15 protein-coding genes are annotated in these 20,221 nt (G+C 34.3%); 4 read left to right on the top strand and 11 right to left on the bottom strand.

Translation table 11 applies throughout. The features are described from left to right. Window positions 1-118: 118 nt before the first annotated feature. The 4 genes from sucD (at window position 119) to JKA74_RS05765 (ending at window position 6,889) form a co-directional block, all read left to right on the top strand. Window positions 119-991, top strand: a complete 873-nt coding sequence (gene sucD, locus JKA74_RS05780) for a succinate--CoA ligase subunit alpha (RefSeq protein WP_201430232.1) — start codon at window positions 119-121, stop codon at window positions 989-991. A 1,127-nt stretch (window positions 992-2,118) separates the two neighbouring features. Beyond that, window positions 2,119-2,892: an enoyl-CoA hydratase-related protein gene (locus tag JKA74_RS05775; protein WP_201430231.1), complete on the top strand. Its 774-nt coding sequence runs from the start codon at window positions 2,119-2,121 to the stop codon at window positions 2,890-2,892. Window positions 2,893-3,692: 800 nt separating this feature from the next. Then, window positions 3,693-3,992, top strand: a complete 300-nt coding sequence (locus JKA74_RS05770; protein WP_201430230.1) for a GIY-YIG nuclease family protein — start codon at window positions 3,693-3,695, stop codon at window positions 3,990-3,992. Between the two features lie 269 nt (window positions 3,993-4,261). Beyond that, entirely contained in the window at window positions 4,262-6,889 is a 2,628-nt protein-coding gene (locus tag JKA74_RS05765; protein WP_201430229.1) for a valine--tRNA ligase, read from the top strand. Window positions 6,890-7,167: 278 nt separating this feature from the next. Here JKA74_RS05765 and JKA74_RS05760 read toward each other — a convergent pair whose 3' ends face one another. The 11 genes from JKA74_RS05760 to JKA74_RS05710 form a co-directional block, all read right to left on the bottom strand. Then, a complete protein-coding gene (locus JKA74_RS05760; protein WP_236587547.1) occupies window positions 7,168-7,833 on the bottom strand; it encodes a class I SAM-dependent methyltransferase in 666 nt (221 codons plus the stop codon). 78 nt (window positions 7,834-7,911) lie between these two features. Continuing rightward, window positions 7,912-9,057, bottom strand: coding sequence for a glycosyltransferase family 4 protein (locus JKA74_RS05755; RefSeq protein ID WP_201430227.1), 1,146 nt, complete (start codon window positions 9,055-9,057; stop codon window positions 7,912-7,914). Next, entirely contained in the window at window positions 9,044-10,237 is a 1,194-nt protein-coding gene (locus tag JKA74_RS05750) for a glycosyltransferase family 4 protein (RefSeq protein ID WP_201430226.1), read from the bottom strand. The genes JKA74_RS05755 and JKA74_RS05750 overlap by 14 nt, the downstream gene beginning before the upstream one ends. Further along, on the bottom strand, window positions 10,227-12,110 hold the full coding sequence (gene asnB / locus JKA74_RS05745) for an asparagine synthase (glutamine-hydrolyzing) (protein WP_201430225.1): 1,884 nt from the start codon (window positions 12,108-12,110) through the stop codon (window positions 10,227-10,229). The genes JKA74_RS05750 and asnB overlap by 11 nt, the downstream gene beginning before the upstream one ends. Then, window positions 12,098-13,225 carry a glycosyltransferase gene (locus JKA74_RS05740; RefSeq protein WP_201430224.1) on the bottom strand — a complete coding sequence of 376 codons (1,128 nt, stop codon included), beginning with the start codon at window positions 13,223-13,225 and terminating at the stop codon, window positions 12,098-12,100. The genes asnB and JKA74_RS05740 overlap by 13 nt, the downstream gene beginning before the upstream one ends. Next, window positions 13,215-14,264: a hypothetical protein gene (locus JKA74_RS05735; protein ID WP_201430223.1), complete on the bottom strand. Its 1,050-nt coding sequence runs from the start codon at window positions 14,262-14,264 to the stop codon at window positions 13,215-13,217. The genes JKA74_RS05740 and JKA74_RS05735 overlap by 11 nt, the downstream gene beginning before the upstream one ends. Then, a complete protein-coding gene (locus JKA74_RS05730; protein WP_201430222.1) occupies window positions 14,227-15,651 on the bottom strand; it encodes an MBOAT family O-acyltransferase in 1,425 nt (474 codons plus the stop codon). Before JKA74_RS05730 ends, JKA74_RS05735 begins: the two co-directional genes overlap by 38 nt. A gap of 6 nt (window positions 15,652-15,657) precedes the next feature. Next, complete coding sequence (locus JKA74_RS05725; RefSeq protein WP_201430221.1) at window positions 15,658-16,536, bottom strand: sulfotransferase domain-containing protein; 879 nt, start codon at window positions 16,534-16,536, stop codon at window positions 15,658-15,660. A gap of 10 nt (window positions 16,537-16,546) precedes the next feature. Further along, window positions 16,547-17,965 carry an O-antigen polymerase gene (locus JKA74_RS05720; protein WP_201430220.1) on the bottom strand — a complete coding sequence of 473 codons (1,419 nt, stop codon included), beginning with the start codon at window positions 17,963-17,965 and terminating at the stop codon, window positions 16,547-16,549. Next, on the bottom strand, window positions 17,962-19,116 hold the full coding sequence (locus JKA74_RS05715) for a glycosyltransferase family 4 protein (protein ID WP_201430219.1): 1,155 nt from the start codon (window positions 19,114-19,116) through the stop codon (window positions 17,962-17,964). Before JKA74_RS05715 ends, JKA74_RS05720 begins: the two co-directional genes overlap by 4 nt. Further along, window positions 19,109-20,215 carry a glycosyltransferase family 4 protein gene (locus JKA74_RS05710; protein WP_201430218.1) on the bottom strand — a complete coding sequence of 369 codons (1,107 nt, stop codon included), beginning with the start codon at window positions 20,213-20,215 and terminating at the stop codon, window positions 19,109-19,111. Before JKA74_RS05710 ends, JKA74_RS05715 begins: the two co-directional genes overlap by 8 nt. Window positions 20,216-20,221: the final 6 nt, after the last annotated feature.

Here is a 20,221-nt window from a genome sequence, read left to right as displayed (position 1 = left end):
GTCTCCGGTGAATTTCAAGCTATCTTGTATTTTTACGATTAAATACACATATACAAGATTTTGCTTGGGTAATGCGGTCATTTCTTCTATTTTTGCACAAACTTAAAAATGAGTATTAATGAGCGTTTTAGTAAATAAAGATTCCAAAGTTATAGTTCAGGGTTTTACCGGTTCAGAAGGCACTTTTCATGCTGAACAAATGATTGAATACGGTACAAACATTGTAGGTGGGGTTACTCCTGGAAAAGGTGGTCAAACTCATTTGGGCAAGCCAGTATTTAATACTGTTGCTGAAGCAGTTGAAAAAGCTGGAGCTAATGTTTCTATTATTTTTGTGCCCCCTGCATTTGCAGCTGATGCTATCATGGAAGCCGCTGACGCAGGCATAAAAGTGATCATCACTATTACTGAAGGAATTCCTGTAAAAGATATGATGCAGGCTAAAACCTATATTCAAGGTAAAGATTTGGTGTTAATAGGTCCTAACTGCCCTGGTGTTATTACTCCGGGAGAAGCGAAAGTGGGTATTATGCCAGGTTTTGTATTCAAAAAAGGAAGAATAGGTATTGTTTCCAAATCAGGAACCTTAACTTACGAAGCTGCCGATCAAATCGTAAAAGCAGGTTTCGGTATTTCTACAGCTATTGGTATCGGTGGTGACCCCATCATTGGTACACCTACAAAAGAAGCTGTGAAAATGTTGATGGAAGATGATGAAACTGACGCAATTGTAATGATTGGTGAGATTGGAGGAAATTATGAAGCGGAAGCTGCTCGTTGGATCAAGGAAAATGGCAACAAAAAACCTGTTGTAGGTTTCATTGCTGGGAAAACGGCCCCTGCCGGAAGAAGAATGGGTCATGCTGGTGCTATTATTGGAGGGAAAGATGATACCGCTGAAGCTAAAATGAAGATCATGGACGAGTGTGGTATTTTCGTGGTACAATCTCCTGCTGATATTGGGGAGACTATGAAAAAAGCATTGGCTTAATATTAATATTTGAGAAAGTTCAGATACTAATTTTATTATAGAACTAAAAGGACGGTAAAAATCGTCCTTTTCTTTTTTAATAGCAACCCAACTTTCCATACTTTCTAAAAAGGTCTTCGAAGGTTTGTGAGCCACAAACCTTGGACGGAAGAAGGGGAAAACCCCTCTTAAAACAATGAAAATAGGCTTTACAAAAAAAATAATATTTATTTAGGTAACAGGGGTTACTTTTTCCTTGCGAAAAGTATATACCTATACAAACACACAAATTTTATTCATACACCTGTTTAACATTAAAGTCTTCTTTGAAAAAAGAAGACTTTTTTGCTTTCTGATAACTGGTTCCGCAACCATATTTTATTGAAGCACATCATTGTCAATTGTTTATTTTATGTGATTGTCAACTTATTTCAGGAGATAACTTTTATGGCTTTATTAAACACAAATTTTCCACGAAGGCGTCAGACGGTTGTAAGAGCCGGCAAACAACCGTCAGAAGCCTTTTGTGACTTTAGCTTTGGAAAGGAGCCTGAGCATGGTTTCCTGAATACATCTCCTCGATTAGCAGGAAGTTTGTGAGGACACAAACTTTGGCGAATTGGGTGCTAATTGGCAGGCAAAAAAAATGATATTTTTCAGATAACAGGGGTTACTTTTTACTTGTGAGATGTATATACCTACACAAACACACAAATTTTATTCATACACCTGTTTAACATTAAAGTCTTCTTTGAAAAAAGAAGACTTTTTTGCTTTCTGGCAATTACTTCCACACCGACCATTTCGTATTGAAATACATCCTCGTTAATTGTTTATTGATGTAATTGTCAACTTATTTCAGGAGATACCCTTTCAAACCAAATTATAGGCGCCCTTTGGAAGGTCTGTGAGCCACAGACCCCGGAACGGGAGAAAGAGAAAGCACATCCTTGTTAATTGCTATTTTATAAATTGTCAACTTATTTCAGATGACAGGGGTTACTTTTTACTTGTGAGATGTATGTACCTATACAAACACACAAATTTTATTCATACACCTGTTTAACATTAAAAGCTTTCTTTGAAAAAAGAGAGCTTTTTTTGTGTCTACTTCTTTTTTATGCTTATCTGCTTTTTATCTTTACAGTATGGAATTTATAAAACTCAACATCAGCTATAAAAAACATATTGCACTCATTACTTTAAACAGGCCTAAAGAATTGAATGCCTTAAACTTACAGTTAATGGGAGAGTTAAGAGATACTCTTAAAGCACTGGATGACAATGATGAGGTGCGGGTTATTGTGTTAACAGGGAATGAAAAAGCTTTTGCCGCAGGAGCCGATATTAAACAAATGGCTGGTAAAACTGCTATCGACATGCTTAATGTCGATCAATTCAGCACCTGGGACCAGATCAAAAAAACAAAAAAACCAATCATTGCGGCTGTATCAGGCTTTGCTTTGGGTGGCGGTTGTGAATTAGCCATGACTTGCGACATGATTGTAGCTTCGGAATCTGCTAAATTCGGTCAGCCGGAAATAAAAATCGGGGTTATGCCCGGTGCAGGTGGTACACAAAGACTAACTAGAGCCATAGGCAAGGCAAAAGCAATGGAAATGGTATTGACCGGGAAGTTTATCGGTGCTGAAGAAGCGGAGAAATACGGACTGATCAATAAAGTTGTTCCCGTAGAAATGTATTTGGACGCTGCTATAGAACTAGCCGAGCAAATTGCTGAATTATCCCCGGTAGCAGTAAAACTAGCTAAGGAATCTGTCAACCGAACTTTTGAAACTCATTTGGATGAAGGATTGCATTTTGAGAGAAAAAATTTCTACCTCACTTTTGCTTCCGAAGATCAAACAGAAGGGATGAATGCCTTTATTGATAAAAGAAAACCTGAGTTTAAAGGGAAGTAAAGGAATAAATGAGTCTCAGACTCACTTCTATTTGTATATCCTTAGTCCGCTGCGCTGAAGACTAAGGATAGAGAGAGAATCACAACAATTAGTCTAAGTATCCAATTAATTAATTGGACAATCCGGTAGTTACTGCACCACAACTAAAGGAAGAGAGACTAGAATTTCACCGCTGTAAGCCATGGTACGTGTCTCACGTACCATCCATCAGAGGCTTTATTAACAACTCAACTGAACCTTATGGTTATTCCAATGCACGAAGGAATCTTTTACATGATTTGATATTTCATGTGTATAAGTTTATTGTAAATGGTCACCCCGATTTAGTCGGGGCAGGCTATGGAATTCAATAAATTTTATTCATCCTCGGTTGGTATGTTAAGGATTCTAAAATTTATGCTCATTTCATATGGAAAAGATTGCCGCACATTAATTCTGCCCTAAAGTCAGAATTGAATGTTCGCAATTACCAGTAAGTTTAGATTTGGGAGGCTTGGAAAAAAACTGGTGTATTAGAATTATCAATGAGCCGAAGACTCACTTCTATTTGCAAATCCTTAGTCCGCTGCGCTGAAGACTAAGGATAGGGAGAGGGCAGAAAGATTACTTCACATGCGTTCGCAAAGACATTCTAAGAATATGTTAGGACTGCTTTACGATTTTCTTTTAATGAAAATATTATTAGAATGTCTTCGCGAGGCACGAAGCGATCTCTATCAACTATAGCGAAGCAGCCTTATCTTAATACTATTCAAAAAGATTGAAGAAATTATTACCTTAGTGATCCTAATGTACAAAGGATGAGGGACCACAATTACTTTATTTATATCCTTACCAATAGGAATAACACTGTTCTTTATACTGGAGTAACCAATAATATAAGACGTAGAGTGACTGAGCATAAAGAGAAACTTAATAAAGGATTTACTTTCAGGTATAAAGTTGATAAATTGGTGTATTTTGAAAGATTCAGCTCTATCATAGAAGCTATAGCACGTGAAAAACAAATTAAAGCCGGATCCAGGCAGAAAAAGCTTGATTTAATAAATCAAGAAAATCCTGAATGGATTGATCTGTTTTATACAAACAGGATCGATTGAGAATCGGCCTAAAGGCTTCTAAAGAAAGTTTGCTTCACTGCGTTCGCAAGGACGTTCTAAGATTATGTAAGGATTACATTACGTTTCTCTTTGCAAGTAAGACCTCTTAGAATGTCTTCATGATTCCGAAAGTTTTCGGAAGAAACGATCCCTATCAACAATAGCATTCTTATCATTTGTTCGCAAAGACATTCTCAAAAAAATAGAAAAACATGCATAATTTCCTTAATTTTGCGAGCTTAAATTGGTTACCTTAAAAAGAAATACGCATGTCACTGGCTACAAAATACGATCCTACGGAAATAGAAGACAAATGGTACAAATACTGGATGGACCACAAGTTCTTCGCCTCCAAACCAGATAAAAATAAAGAGCCTTACACCATCGTAATCCCTCCTCCCAATGTAACAGGCCAGTTGCACATGGGTCATATGCTGAACAATACCATTCAGGATGTACTGATCAGACGCGCCAGAATGCAGGGCAAAGAAGCCTGCTGGGTACCTGGAACAGATCATGCTTCCATTGCCACAGAAGCCAAAGTAGTCAACTTACTGAAGGAAAAAGGCATTAAAAAAAGTGATATTTCCCGTGAAGAATTCATGAAACACGCATGGGAGTGGAAGGAAAAATATGGAGGTATCATCCTTCAGCAACTAAAAAAATTGGGGGCTTCCTGCGATTGGGACCGAGAGCGCTTTACAATGGAGGAAGACCTTTCTGCAGCTGTAATTGAAGTGTTTGTAGATTTATACAAAAAAGGATACATCTACCGTGGCATCCGAATGGTGAACTGGGATCCGGAAGGAAAAACAGCTTTAGCAGATGATGAAGTTATTTTTAAAGAAGTAAATTCTAAACTATACCACATAAAATACCAGATTGAAGGTACGCAGGACTATTTAGTAATTGCCACTACCCGACCTGAAACCATTATGGCCGATGCAGCTATATGTATTAATCCCAATGATGCACGTTTCAAACATTTGAAAGGAAAAAGAGCCATTATTCCACTAATCAACAAAAGCATACCTATTGTTGAAGATGAGTATGTAGATATGGAATTTGGTACAGGTTGCCTAAAAGTAACACCGGCACATGATATTAATGATTACGAAATCGGCTTACGCCATCAATTACCTGTAATTGATATCATCAATGACAATGGTACTTTAAATGAAAAAGCACAGATTTTAATAGGTGAAGACAGATTTATTGCCAGAAAGAAAATTGCCAAGCTGTTAAAAGCTGAGGATTTGCTGGAAAAAGAAGAAGATTACACCAGCAATGTGGGACATTCGGAACGTACCAATGCAGTAATTGAGCCTAAGCTTTCCATGCAATGGTTTGTGAAAATGGAAGAGTTGGTAAAGCCTGCTTACGAAAATGTGATGAATGACAATATTCAGCTCATTCCTTCCAAATTTAAAAATACCTATAAGCACTGGATGGAAAATGTGCGTGATTGGTGTATTTCCCGTCAGCTTTGGTGGGGACAACAGATTCCTGCTTACCACTTGCCGAATGGTGAATTTGTAGTGGCCAAAACAGATGAGGAAGCTTTAGCTTTGGCGAAAGAAAAAATGGGGGATAATTCCCTTACGTTGCAGGACCTGAAGCAGGATGAAGATGTATTGGATACCTGGTTCAGCTCATGGTTATGGCCAATGTCTGTTTTTGATGGATTTAAAAATCCTGAAAATGAAGATTTCAAATACTACTACCCTACCAATGATTTGGTAACTGGTCCGGATATTTTGTTTTTCTGGGTAGCCAGAATGGCCATTGCAGGTTATGAATATACAGGCAAAAAACCTTTTAACAATGTTTACCTCACAGGTATAGTGCGTGATACACAGGGCCGCAAAATGTCTAAGCAATTGGGCAATTCACCTGACCCACTGGATTTGATTAAAAATCATGGTGCAGATGGCGTAAGAGCAGGTTTATTGCTCTCTTCCGCTGCCGGAAATGATCTTTTATTCGATGTTAAATTATGTGAGCAGGGATGGAATTTCGGGAATAAAATCTGGAATGCCTTCCGTCTGGTAAAAGGATGGGAAATTGTGGATACCGATACTCCTGTTGCTTCACAAAAAGCACAGGAATGGTTCAAAGCACGTTTTGAGCAAACCATTATTGAGATAGAGGATCATTTCAGCAAATTTCGTATTTCTGATGCCCTTATGACTACTTACAAGCTGATCTGGGATGACTTTTGTGCATTGTATTTAGAATTGGTTAAACCGGCTTACGGAGCACCAATTGACCGCAAGAGCTATGAAGCAACCATCGGTTTCTTCGAAGATATCTTGAAAATTCTTCATCCGTTTATGCCATTCTTAACAGAAGAACTGTGGCACCAGATTAAAGAGCGGAAAACTGAAGACTCCTTAATTATTTCCAGCTGGCCGGAAAGCCAGCCTTTTGATGAGAACATAGTAAAAGAGGCGCAGGTAGCTTTTGAAGTAATTACTCAAATCAGAAACATCAGAGCTTCTAAAGGAATTTCTCCTAAAGAAGCTTTAAAATTGTATGTAAAAACGGATAATCAGGCAGTGTATGAAAAGTATATTTCTTTCATACATAAACTGGCAAACCTAGAATCACTTGAATTTACTGACAACAAAATCGACAATGCATTGAGCTTCCTTATTAAGTCAGACGAATGCTTTATTCCGATGGTAGGCAATATTGATATTGAGAAGGAAAAGGCAGAACTGCAAAAAGAGTTAGATTATACTAAAGGCTTTTTAAACAGCGTGACCAAAAAACTGAGCAATGAGCGCTTTGTAAGCAATGCCCCCGATCAGGTGGTTGCTATGGAAAAACAAAAGCAAGCGGATGCTGAAGCGAAGATCAAAACGTTAGAGGAAAGCTTAGCTAGTTTGGGTTAATGTGTTGAGGTGAGGAAGTGTTTAGGTAGGAGCTAGCTGGTTTCGAGGTTTACAGGTTTTGGAGTGCAGAAGTTTTGAAGTGTTTGAATCGTCCTAAAAAAGTTTACAGATTTAACTTTAATTTACAATCCTTTTTTGTGTAGACCTATCTTAGGACAAGTCCTCTTAAGTCCTGAAAGGGCTTCATCAACAGCAGAGTGTGCAGCACTCCGTAATGATAGTGATTGTTTAGGAGCTAAATTCAATAAAATATTATATACTTTAAATTATAATTGTAACTACCCCCTACTTTTAATAGCAAAACTAGGATTGTTGTCATTTTCCATAGTCAAATAAATAAGTTCCCAATCATATTTAATACAAAATTCAGACACTGCTTCCATAACACCAAACCTACTGAATCCATCCCTCGACCATCTCACAAAATCATGTCCAGCTAAAATACCATTTTCTTTAACCTTATTTCTGTAAGCTACTAATTCTTGATAGGTTACCTTATAGCTATGACCAGTATCTATATAGACCCAATCAAAGTATTTATCAGAAAACTCACTTACAACCTCAACTGATAAACCAAGGTTTATCTCAATTTTACCTGATTTAATTTCGCTATTGAAAGTTTCTTCTACTAATTTTCGTTTTTTTTGATTATATCTATTAGTACCCCAAAAATCAACTAAATGTAGTTTTTTTGGCTTACACTCCTTTAGGATAAGTTTTGAAAAGCGTCCCTGATCAACACCTAATTCAGCCACAATTCCATTTTCAGGCAGTAGTTTGAGTAATTCTAAGCGAGTTGGTAGTAATCTAGCATTTAATAAAAGTTGATCTGTGAAATTATATTTAGGTATTTTATCTTCTTCCTGTATCCTTAATTGCAAAAGTTCTCTTTTAAAAAAGTTGAAGGCTGATCTCTTTATAAACTTTGGAACTAAGCTTGTCATTCTAAATACCATAAAATTGAGTTTTATCTAATGTTAAAATTAGAATTAATAAATTAAAAATATGTATCAAATGATAATTTAAAACTTTTTTTGATATAAAATTTCCAATTCTTGCCATATAGTTTTACTACCAAATTGTTTAGAAAAAGTAATTCCATTTTCACCCATTTTTTTTTGTAACATTTTATCTTCAATTAATAAATTAATTTTTTCAACTAATCCATTAACATCATTTTTGGGAACTATAAAACCATTAAAATTATCCAAAACTGCATCCTTACAACCTGTTACATTATTCGTAATAGTTGGCACGCCCAAAGCAGCTGCCTGAATTAAAACATTTCCAAACCCTTCTCTATAGGAAGGCAACACTAATACATTAAAATTAGCTATAAAGTATTCTATGGCGTTTTGAAAACCTACATAAATTAGGTTTTTATCCTGTTTTCTATATTCCAGTTCTTTTTCAATTTCATCAGATTCTAAACTTCCAACTAATAAAAGTTGAATAAATGGGTGTTTTAATTTAAGTATATCATATGCTGAGAATAACTCTTTTAAACCTTTATCCGGGTGCAACCTTCCAGCAAAACCAATTGTAAAATAATCTTTATTAATGTTATAATCAGATATAATTTCATGTAGTTTTAAATCATTTAATTTGGCTCTACTAAATTTTTCTAAACTAATCCCATTACTACTGCCTTTCCCCAATACTAATGTCTTTTCTTGTTTAAATATGTTTTCATTAACAGCTAATTCTTTTAAACTTGGACTAATACAAACAATTTTATGTGCAAATACTCCACAAATCTTTTCCAAAGTCTTTAAAACAAATCTTTTCATACCCAATTCAGTTTCAAATCGAAATCCTCTGCAAGTATAAATACGAGTAGGTACTCTTAAGAACCATGATGCTGTCATTAATATTAAAGAAGCTTTTGGAGTACCTGCATTGACTATATCAGGTTTAATTTGATTTAATAAACGAATACTTAAAAAGAGAGACTTTATATCTTTTAAAATTGAAATTTCACGTTCGAAATTGATAGAATATGCAACACCACCTTCTCGCTCTATCAGAGCATTCGTTTTTTCCCCAACTTTGGTAATAATACTTACTTCATAGCCTTTATCCTGAAAATATTTTACTTGTCCAGTTATTAATATAGCACTGACATCCGCAGTGTAGGCTAAAACAATTTTCTTTTTATTCTTTAACATCAGCTATTATGGATTGAAAAAATGCTTTTCGCCTATCGTTCAATTTATAATATTGATAATCCTGAGCTTTTTTGAAATTACTTTTGCTTTCACTTCTTAATAATTCAGGAGTATTTAAAAAACATTTAAGTTGATGTGCTAAAGTATTATAATCACCTGTTTGATGCAATGCCTTTTCGGGCAACAACTCAGGAATACCTCCTGTAGTAGCGCCCAATACAGGACATGCTCGACTCATCGCCTCAATGACAGACCGAGGCAGCCCCTCTTGTCTGGAAGGATGGACATACAGATGGAGTTGATCCAGAAAATCCAAAATCTCTTCTCCTGATTTCAATTTTCCAATTATTTTCACCTGTTCTGATAAATTATATTCTCTTGCTAGTTCTATCACCCAATCAGAATTACCAGGACCTACCATCCTTATTTCAAATGGAGGCAAATCTTTTTTAACCTTTGATAACGCCTTTATTATTTCTACATGCCCTTTATAACGTACATTAAAAGAACCAATCAATCCAATGATAAAGGTTGATTGATTATCCAAATTAGATAATAATTTTTGCTTCATAACTAAAGCATTATCATCCATAACAGGAATAATCGCATTCGTAGCATGAATACTTTTACCTTTAGTAGGATATCTTTTTTGTAAGAATTTTTCTGTCACATAAATAACATAGTCTGCATTTCGAACTGCCAACTTTTGTCTCAAAAAAGCAAATGGAGCTATAATTTTCCCTATAATGCTTCCATGATTCCAATAAGCATCCCAAGGGCAACCCACCACCTCTACCCAATACGGTATTTTGTTTTTCTTAGCAATCTGTATGGAATTATAAGGCAACTCCCCTGGCACCCTAGCAGCAATAGCGGAGGATTTCACCAGCTCTTGTTCAAGTCTTTTATTGATAAAGAAAATGTTTTTCACGAACGACTTAAGGTTGGAGATATATTCAAACGATTTAAACTCAACAGCTGGTAAATCTGATCTACTAAGATTTTTTATTTGCTCAGTATCTGATTCTTCAATCAGAGTGCCTATTACTACCAAATTATCAGCCACTTCCAAGTACCGCTTCCATGCTTCTGCAGCCATGGGCCCAGAAGAATAAACCTCTGAATTATTATTGACATAATACCGATGATCGTAAATAAATGCTATAGAATTAACTTTCATGATGCCAGTATTTATGCCATTTTAGTAAAACGTAAATATTCCAAAGCTTATCAGCGTTTATTGCCTGCCCTTTACTCAATTTTTTATCCAATTTGAAAATCTCTTTTGGATTTGATATTCCTAACTCTGCCCATTTTGCGGATTGAAGCAATTCCTTCCACTCAAGATTGAGTTCTCCTCTCATCCACTTATATACAGGTATGTTGAAGCCTTTTTTTGGACGTTCAAAAACATCTGGGTTAATAAATTCTGCAAGATATTGTTTTAATAAAATTTTAGATTTTTGTTGATGATACTTTAAATGAAATGGTACTTGAGCTGCAAATTCAACAAAGTTTTTATCCAACATAGGGTCCCTTACTTCCAAACTAAAAAACATACTTGCTCTATCTACTTTAGTAAGTATACTTGGTAAATAATATTGATAAGTATATGGCATTAAGGAAGTTATGTCATTAGGTAAAGAATCTTCCTCACTTTGAATATCAGCTAATTTAATCCCTGTCAATTTACTTATTTCCTGTGGAGTAAAAACAGTTTCATAAGCCTTCAGTGCTCCAACATAGGTCTTAGCTCGAAATATATCTCTTAACTTTAATACTCTGGAATAAAAGTTATAAATAAGACCATCAAATATTTTCACAAACGGCAAGGACAGCCATAAGATTGCCATAATTGATTTTCTCACCCAACTATTAGAATAATTATCTCGTATTTTTTTTATAAAGATGAATTTATTGTACCCAAAGAAAGCTTCATCACCACCATCTGAAGATAGAGCTACTTTTACATTTTGAGAAGCAAACTCACAAAGGATCATAGTTGGAATACAAGAATTATCAGCTAATGGCTCATCATACACTTCAGGTAAATAATTCACGTAATTTAAGAAGTCGCGTTCTTCTAATATTTTAGTTTTATTAATTAATTGAAGTGAGGATGCTATCTTTTTAGCATAAGAAGATTCATCAAATTTCTCATCCTTAAAACCTATGGTATAAGTATTTAATGTAGGATTATATTTTTTCACCACTGCTGTCACCAAAGAACTATCTATCCCACCGCTTAAAAAAGAACTAACCTCAACATCCGCTACTAACCTATTGCTAAAAGCTTCGTCAGCTACTTTTTTAAAAGCCTCGAAAATATCCTGATCATCTTTCGTGTTTTGTGTTTGATAGGCATTATATATATGCCAGTATTTTTTTTCAGTAATTGCTTGATTCGCTAAGTTGATTTCAATATAACTACCTGGTGAGAGTTTTTTTACATTCTTATAAATGGATCTAGGCGCATTAATATAACCTAGTTTCAAATATTCATGAACAGCCTCATGATCAATTTTAAGTTGAAAATATGTGGCCAAATGAAATGGTTTCAATTCTGAGCCAAATTGAAAAACATCATTCTCGAAGCTATAATATAAAGGTTTTACTCCTAAAGGATCTCTAGCTAACAAAACTTTATTTTCGGATTCTTTGTAATAGGCAAAGGCAAACATACCTGATACAGACTGCAAACTTTCCGTACCAAATTCATCCAGTAACTTTAATAACACCTCTGTATCAGATGTTGAAATAAACTCCTCTTGTGGAAGTAACTCATACTTTAAACGCTCATGATTGTATATTTCCCCATTGAAAGTTATCCAGCTTTGATGCTTTTTATTAAACATAGGCTGCTTCGCATTATCAGATAAATCAATAATCGAAAGCCTTCTATGCCCAAAACCTATCCGTGCATACTGATTATCTATTAATTGATAACCAGCTCCATCAGGGCCTCTTTTTGCAAGAGTATCAGTAATTGCCCGCAAATAATCTTTATTGGCCGTTACTTTGGTAAAGTCAATAAAGCCAGCTATTCCACACATAGAAATTCATCAAATATTTTGTAATATCGTTCTGCGATTTTCTCAGGCTTATACATATTAGCCCTCTCCAAACCATTTACCATCAACTCTTTTCTTAATAATTCATTTTGAGTAAGCTCTTGGATATATTCTGATAACTGCATAGCATTACCTACTTCGAACAAGAGACCATTTTTTCTGTTCTCAATGATTTCCGAAGGACCATGCGGGCAATCTGAGGAAATTACTGGTAGACCATGAGCCATAGCTTCTACAATCACATTACCAAAACCCTCCCACTTAGAACTCAGTACAAATATATCACTATTGTAAAAGTAAGTTGAGACATCAGAAGTAAATCCTTTAAATTCTATATCATCATTTAGATCTAATTTCAGACTAAGCCTTTTTAATTCCGCCTCCTTTGCCCCTCTACCTAATATTGTCAGCTTGAATGATTGATTCTTTTGTTTCAATAGTGCTAAAGCATTAAAAAATGTTGCGTAATCTTTTTGTTCTTCCAAACGGCCAACTGCCAGAAGTTGTACTGGTTTTTCATATACCACGTCCTCCTTAGGTTTTACAGTCTCTGGCCAGCCTACATTTGGTACAACAGTTATTTTTCCCTGCAATTTTGGAATTAAGTGAAGATAATCAGAAGCAACGCCTGAAGACAGAGAAATCATATGTTTAGCTCTAGGGTAAAGCTTAGTAGCTATCCATTTGATAGCCCTTGTAATAGGCGTTCTATTTAAATCAATAATTGGATTATTTTGTACACCAATTAAAACAGGTATGTTAGAGAAAAATGTACGCATCAGCATGACCACATTAGGACCATCTTGAATACTAAAGATAAGATCTGGCTGTATTTCTTTTATTTTCTTTTTTAACAATAGAAAAGCCTTAACCATTGAAGCTGTATAGGAACCACTTTGATTTAGTAAAGGAATAAGACGAATATTTTGATTTAATAGAGATTCATAATTCCCTCCAGCGACTGTTACTATCAAGGTAAGCTCTAAATTGGATTTACTAGCTAATGCATTTATCAACCTGACCAGGTGTTTTTCTGCTCCACCGCTATCAATTTTAGAGGAGAAAAAGACTATTTTCTTCTTAGGTTTATTTTTCAACAAAATCTGCGATGGTTTTATTTACAATCAATTTATAAGTAGGCAAATTCCAGTGGTGATCTGATTCGGAAAGTTCAAATTTCTGTTGATACTTTTGATAATGATTTTGCAAGGTATCTTGTAAGTCCAGCAATACTACTCTTTCATTGTCATGATAATTTTTAAAGTAAGGATAATAATCAGAATTCTCCTTTTCTTCACCTTTATAAATAGCTTTTCTATCTGCGTCAAGTATAAAACATAAAACTAGGTCAGGTTTAATTTTTAACATTTCATCAATTATGTAATTCACTGCCTGTTGTTTTTTACCATCTGCTTTCTTAATTACTTTCTTACTTTTATGCACCTTTGCATTTCCTACATCTAATTGAAATTCAAAATTCATATAAAAGTATCTAAAAGTGGCGAAGTTCTTAATGAACTGACGCAAAGGATGTTCAAAATAGGTAGGAGGAACTTCCTGAATTTCATCACCTTTTATTTTCAATTGCATATTCCTAGGCATACTTGACAGATTGGTAATAGATTCAATGATATCTTTTTCGTCAATTACGATTATAGCTGAATCAACATCAAACTGTGTTACAGTATATTTCAAAATATTAAGATATTGGGATAAAGATGCACCTTGAATACCAAAAGCATAATAATCATGTACTGGATCGGCCTCTTGAAATAGATTATACAAATGGTTTTCAGGATTAAAAAAAAGTGTTTGGACATAGGAATCACCAATAATAGGAATTATATGAGCACCCTTAACATATTCTTTTTCTGAGTTCCAACCCTCATTATTAATAATCCATTCAGCTTTTGCTTCAATTAGTCTACCTCTTGTATATAAACCTTCTTGATTAGGCTCAAACTTATAAACATCATAAGTGGTATCAAGTGCGCGCTCAGGAAATTCAGGTGCAGGAACTATCCATCTGAAAAAGCATTCTAATACGAGAAAAAGCAAAATAAATAAACCTGCAACATAAATAGTATACTTAAATAAATCAGAACTGAAAATAGATGAAACTTTGGTCACTCTCATAATATCCAAATAGTATAAGCTGTATAATGGTAGCTATCAAGAAAAGTATTTGTATAAATTGATTTTCAAAAAACACAAAATCCTTTTTCCTGCTCAAGTAATCAATCAATAGTAAGACAATTATTTCTACCCATAAAAAAATGGGGATAAGTAAATCAGTGCCTACATTCTGAAACTGAAACATCAATGAAATATAATCAAATGCATCTGAAGCAGAGGCGGATCTAAAAAATACCCAAGCAAAAGTAGTTAAAATGAATGTAACTGCTAATCCGAAAATTGATTTAAAAGAGGGTAAAATTGTTTCAGATGCTATTACATCTAAATTATTCCTATTGGTCCCAAAAATGAAAAGTGGCACATAATACAGCGCATGTAAAGCACCCCAAATAATAAACGTCCAGTTAGCACCGTGCCAAAATCCACTAACAATAAATATGATGAAAATATTTCTCAACGCTAAATACTTACCATTTTTAGACCCTCCTAGCGGTATATATAAGTAATCTCTAAACCAAGTTGATAAGGAGATATGCCATCTTCTCCAAAATTCTGCTATATCTCTGGAAAAATATGGATATCTAAAATTGGTCATTAATTCGAATCCTAACAATCTGGACAAGCCTATTGCGATATCAGAGTAACCCGAAAAATCACAATATATTTGAAAGGCGAATAACACCGCTCCTAGTATTAAACTTAAACTATCTTGCTGAGCATAGTTTGAAAATATTTGATCAACATAAATAGCACAATTATCTGCTATTACTATTTTCTTAAAGAGTCCCCACACAATTTGAGAAGTACCAATTTGTGCATTTCTAAATGAAAACTTAGTCTTTTGTAAAAACTGAGGAAGTAATCGCTGTGCTCTTTCAATTGGGCCTGCTACTAATTGAGGAAAAAAACTAACATATGCTGCAAAGTCAATTATGCGACTGGTTGCAGGCATCTTCTGTCTGTATACATCAATAGTATAAGACATCGTTTGAAAAGTATAAAATGAAATACCTACCGGCAAAATAATGTTTAAAGTACTCATGTTGGCCTGAAACCCAATGGTCTGAAGCACTTCCACAAAATTATCTATGAAAAAATTAGCATATTTAAAGTAAGCCAAAAAGCCCAGGTTAGCTATAACAGATAGCGACAATAGCCACTTTTTTCTACGTCTATCTGTACTTTTGTCAATCTGTTGTGCTACAAAGTAATCTATCAAGGTACTAATGATGATAAGGCTTAGGAAACGCCAATCCCACCAACTATAGAAAACATAGCTCGCTAATAATATCCATATGTTTCTTAAATCTTTTTTTTGATGGATAAGCCAATACACCATAAAAAAAAGCGTAAAGAAAATCCAGAAGGTAAATGAATTAAATAACATATAATTTTATTTCCAATATGATGTATCAATACCGAATTGTCTATTGAGATTTTCAATACTATCGTTCAAAGCCCCTCTTAATTTATTCATGGCTTTTAAATCCTCCTCAGTTGCATGGTGTACTTTAGTCATATTTGACTTGTATAACTTTTTGATAGGTTGAAAAACTCGCCAATTATAAACTTTTTTATTGACAATAACTGCTAGTTGGTGCAACCATTCTTTCTTCGGTTGCAAAGTAGTATTTTTAGCTTTTGTCTCCCATATTTTTTCCTGAGTAATTGCTAACCAATTAAACAAGTCACGATAAATATCTTCCGGAGAATCTATCAAAGCTTCAAAGATAATTATTTTAACTCTTCCTTCTTTAATAAGTGACTGCCAGGACTGTAATACATAGTCATATTTCGAATAGTATAGCTCATGGGACAAAACAAACCTACTTACTTCATTTTTTATGTACTGGAAATCCGCATCAGCTAGTAAATCATTAACATAAGCATCAAATGAAATTATGGGGTTTATAGAGTTGAGGTTATACTTTGTGAAATTAAATGATGAATAAATTCTTTTTACAGGATCCCTCAATACAATGATACCTTTTACTTCAGGATTCCTTTTGAAGTATTCAGGAGCCATTTTCTGAAAAATGGTATGGGTGCTTCCTTCCAGTACATATGATACCTGATCTGATGAATGAGGCATTACATGTTTCCAACTATCATGTTTCTTTAATGTTATCAATTCACTATCCTCATCCAATAGTTGAAAAGTCTCTTTTGGATTGGTCCCTTCAATAGCACTGTGTTTGCATAATTGATCAAAAAAAGTGCTTGTACCACATTTTGGAAGGCCTAGTAAGAAGAGATTTGGCTGCAATTTCATATTATTCTACTCAAATTACTTTTAAAACACGCATTATAAAATAAGAGATCAATACGGTTTGAAAAATTGTGGTTAAGCCCAAAGAAGAAAAGCTAAAGCCTGTAGCAATTATCAGAATATAAATAGCTACTACTCCAGGAGACCGATAATATATCTCATATGTTCTAGAAATTAAACTTATTCCCATACCATAAATAAAACTTAGGATAACTATACCAGGAAAACCAAAATTCCAATAAGCTTCAGCGATAGGACCTGGAGGTACTCCATTTCCTGCTCCATATATTTCTCGCCCTGTATAGTAACCAACTCCATGAGGCTTGTCCTTCCATATAGCTCGAGGGAGCCAAAAAGCTATTGCCGCCATATAGGTTTTGCCATAAAGAAAATCAATTCTTTCTGGTACCGTAACATAAGTTGCCAAATCAGCTCCTAAACTTCTCCAAGCTTCAGATTCGTCTGCAGCCCTGTCCAAATTTGACTGAAAATCAAATTCAATATCTGACCAGCTCCATTTACCTTGATTAAAGGTAGAGGCTGTTCTTATTTGTCCCAGCAAACCAAATAAGAGAACTGCTAAGATACCAGCAAAAACTGATGAAATTTTAGGGATTTTTCTGGTTTTGATAATATAGGCCACTAAAAAAACGACTAACACTACAACAACTGAAGATCTAGAACCTGTAGTTAAAAAACCAATAATGATGGCCATAAGAAATATAGTAATAAAGATTGGGTTCTTCATTGCTTTTTTCCCCTCAAGTAAATACCAAACTAAAGGAACAATAAATGTCACTTGAAATATCCTTAAAATTGGGCCTAAGCCCTCCGTAGCTTCATGCCTACCCCCTGCTGCCCCCCATTCTGAAATCCAAGCGGTAATTCCGTTGGTATAAGAAAAAAAAGTAAAAATAAATAAAAAGTAAGCAAAGGCAACCCATTGTATGCGAGATGAAAATCCATTTAAGTTTATTTGATTCAAATTTAATTTGATATACCCTTTGTAAAAGAAAAAACCGGCATACATAAAAATCAACCACAGAAGAGAATAAAATTCCTTCTCTAGGTTTAAGGAAACCAAAACATCATAAGGAAATTCCCCAAGAGAGGTGGTTTGTACTGCTACCCCATCTTGAAAGTTATATGAAAATAAGCCCAAGGGATTTTGTGCAACTGACTTGAGCTGACCAAGTAGATAGGGGAAAACAAGAAGATGCAACATTCCAAATCGGGCAATAAAAAAAGGAATTAATACCAATAAACCATGTGTAATTCTTAGGAATACAATAGCCAACAGCGATGCACTTAAATTGTCTTCATAAAATAATTGAAGTATGTTATTTGTCAGATTATAAGAAATAAAATAGAATATCACCCATGCTTTCAATAGCCGGGGGATCTCAACATAAACGTTAAATTTATTGATCAATTTAGATAGATATTTTGATAGCTAGCTACTATAGCTTGTTTTGAAAATAACTGATTGGCTAAATTACGACCGTTTTTTGAAAATCTATCCATTTGTGATTTATTTTGACTGAGGTGATATGCCTGTTCAAAAAACAGCTCATAATTACCTTGAGGCACAACTAATCCGCAATCATTGGCAATTAATATTTCCTCAGCGCTGCTAACATCAAAAGAGACCACTGTTCCTTTACAAGCTAAACTCTCAATCATACAACGAGCCAATCCTTCTCTTTTTGTAGGCACAATAGTCAAATCAGTTGCACGATAAAAATCCTCTATACTACTGTAATAACCATGAAATACACATTTATCTTGAAGTCCTAACTCTTTGACTAATGTCTGACACTTATGAGCATAAGTATTAATATCACCCACAAAATGAACAATTACATTATGCGTCTTTAACTCTTCTTGCAATTCTTTTATAAAGCCCAATTGATTCTTTTTTGTATTAAATGTAGCCACATACGCCCAATGTAATTGAGTTGGATCCAATGAAAGTTGATGTTTAATGTCTTGCTGCTTTTCCTCACCAACAGGACAAAACCTTTCCAAATCAACTATACTGTAAATGGCATGCATATGATCTTGCCAATACTTTATATTCTTTAAAGGTAATCTTAGATACAATTGTTCTTTCATGGAATTTGACAAAACAATAATCTCATCACAAAAATTAACTAGTTTCCATTTTTTTGTATAGGCTAATTGGGGCTCAAATACATCACGTATATTAAAAATCAGTTTTAGCTTATGCCGAAAATGGAATACTTTAAGCACTTTTGCTACTAAAACCCCATAAGATAATGCAATGATATCATTAAAGTGGATGGCACTAACTCGATGTTGAATTACTGTTTTTAGTATGCTTGAAGACCAAAAAAATAAATTAAAAATCCTTGCAAATACACTGAAAGAATCTCTACTAGTGGTAATTAACACCTCAAAACCTAAACTTTCAGCCTCTTCGACCACTTTAGTACGAGCATTAGTTATTAAAATAGGGCTAATAGCATCGAATGATTTAATTAGCTGCCATAAACTATTAACCCCCCCATTCGCTTGACTCTTAGTTTGATAAAAAACAAATATAACTACCTTTTTAACCATTAATTTGCATTAAAATATTTTCTGAACGTTTTTTCCACGTGTAAGTACAAAGAAAATCTTGGTAAGCTTGCTCAGCAATGGATAGCCTCTTGGCTGGGTCTTCTATTAATTGATTAATGGCTTGCTCCCAATCTTCTAAATTTTCAGGATTGCAAAGAATGGCATTATATTCATTTAACACTTCTCTTAAAACTGGAATATCTGAAGCAATGATAGCTTTTGTATGAGCCATATACTCAAACATTTTTAAAGGGGAAGTGAAATCAGAAATATTAATGCTAGAATTATTCCAAATATGCACTACTCGTTGATTTGGCAAGAGACAAATATCAAAAGCATTTATGTATTTCGATATTTCTGACTGTTGTACAAACCCATGGTAAGTTAAGTTCGGATATCTATATTTCTCTTTCCAAAAATTAATATCATCTTGATTTCCTCCAACTACATGAAATTGTAATTTAGTCATTCTCTTAGCTAGCTCCACAACTATTTCCATACCTTTTCCAGTATAAAGATGCCCCACATAACCCACATGATTTCCTGATCCCAAAATAATTTTTTTGGTTGTTGCAGGAGGAACACTTGCATCATGTGCAACAATAATTTTATTGTTAGGTAAATTAAAAGTTTCAATCATTTGATGCTTCAAAGCATCAGATATGACCGTAATTTTTTTAACCCTTTTAAGATACCTTTTTGTAAGCCAACCTAGAAACCCTCTTTTCATTTTTAATGGATGATGAAATTCTTGCACCACCTGCTTCCCCATATTTACCATGAATAAGGCGGTATAAAAATCTCTGGCATAATAAATATCCCCCTTTCGGGTATAAGCATAAATTGCTTTTAAAAAAGAAAATAAATATTTCGACCCCTTAAAATCACTCCATTTAAACTTTAGGATTTTAAAATCAGGTTTTACATTATAAAAATCAAAAATTTCTTTATCTGCTACTGATTTACTACTTGAATGATAATCATAAGAAATTAATTCTACTTCATTGTCCACAGCTAAAGACTCACACATTTTCATTATATGAATTCCATGAGCTGCCCTTGTTGGAAAATCTGCGTCTGATAAATATATAATTTTCATTCGTCT

Source organism: Marivirga aurantiaca, assembly GCF_016679925.1.
GTDB classification, from domain to species: domain Bacteria; phylum Bacteroidota; class Bacteroidia; order Cytophagales; family Cyclobacteriaceae; genus Marivirga; species Marivirga aurantiaca.
The sequence above is the reverse complement of the archived record's forward strand: the minus strand, read 5'-3'. Positions and strand labels throughout refer to the sequence as shown.

Coding starts and splice junctions, on each gene's coding strand:
- sucD (WP_201430232.1), top strand. CDS start 119: ATGAGCGTTTTAGTAAATAAAGATTCCAAAGTTATAGTTCAGGGTTTT.
- JKA74_RS05775 (WP_201430231.1), top strand. CDS start 2,119: ATGGAATTTATAAAACTCAACATCAGCTATAAAAAACATATTGCACTC.
- JKA74_RS05770 (WP_201430230.1), top strand. CDS start 3,693: ATGAGGGACCACAATTACTTTATTTATATCCTTACCAATAGGAATAAC.
- JKA74_RS05765 (WP_201430229.1), top strand. CDS start 4,262: ATGTCACTGGCTACAAAATACGATCCTACGGAAATAGAAGACAAATGG.
- JKA74_RS05760 (WP_236587547.1), bottom strand. CDS start 7,833: ATGACAAGCTTAGTTCCAAAGTTTATAAAGAGATCAGCCTTCAACTTT.
- JKA74_RS05755 (WP_201430227.1), bottom strand. CDS start 9,057: ATGTTAAAGAATAAAAAGAAAATTGTTTTAGCCTACACTGCGGATGTC.
- JKA74_RS05750 (WP_201430226.1), bottom strand. CDS start 10,237: ATGAAAGTTAATTCTATAGCATTTATTTACGATCATCGGTATTATGTC.
- asnB (WP_201430225.1), bottom strand. CDS start 12,110: ATGTGTGGAATAGCTGGCTTTATTGACTTTACCAAAGTAACGGCCAAT.
- JKA74_RS05735 (WP_201430223.1), bottom strand. CDS start 14,264: ATGAGAGTGACCAAAGTTTCATCTATTTTCAGTTCTGATTTATTTAAG.
- JKA74_RS05730 (WP_201430222.1), bottom strand. CDS start 15,651: ATGTTATTTAATTCATTTACCTTCTGGATTTTCTTTACGCTTTTTTTT.
- JKA74_RS05725 (WP_201430221.1), bottom strand. CDS start 16,536: ATGAAATTGCAGCCAAATCTCTTCTTACTAGGCCTTCCAAAATGTGGT.
- JKA74_RS05715 (WP_201430219.1), bottom strand. CDS start 19,116: ATGGTTAAAAAGGTAGTTATATTTGTTTTTTATCAAACTAAGAGTCAA.
- JKA74_RS05710 (WP_201430218.1), bottom strand. CDS start 20,215: ATGAAAATTATATATTTATCAGACGCAGATTTTCCAACAAGGGCAGCT.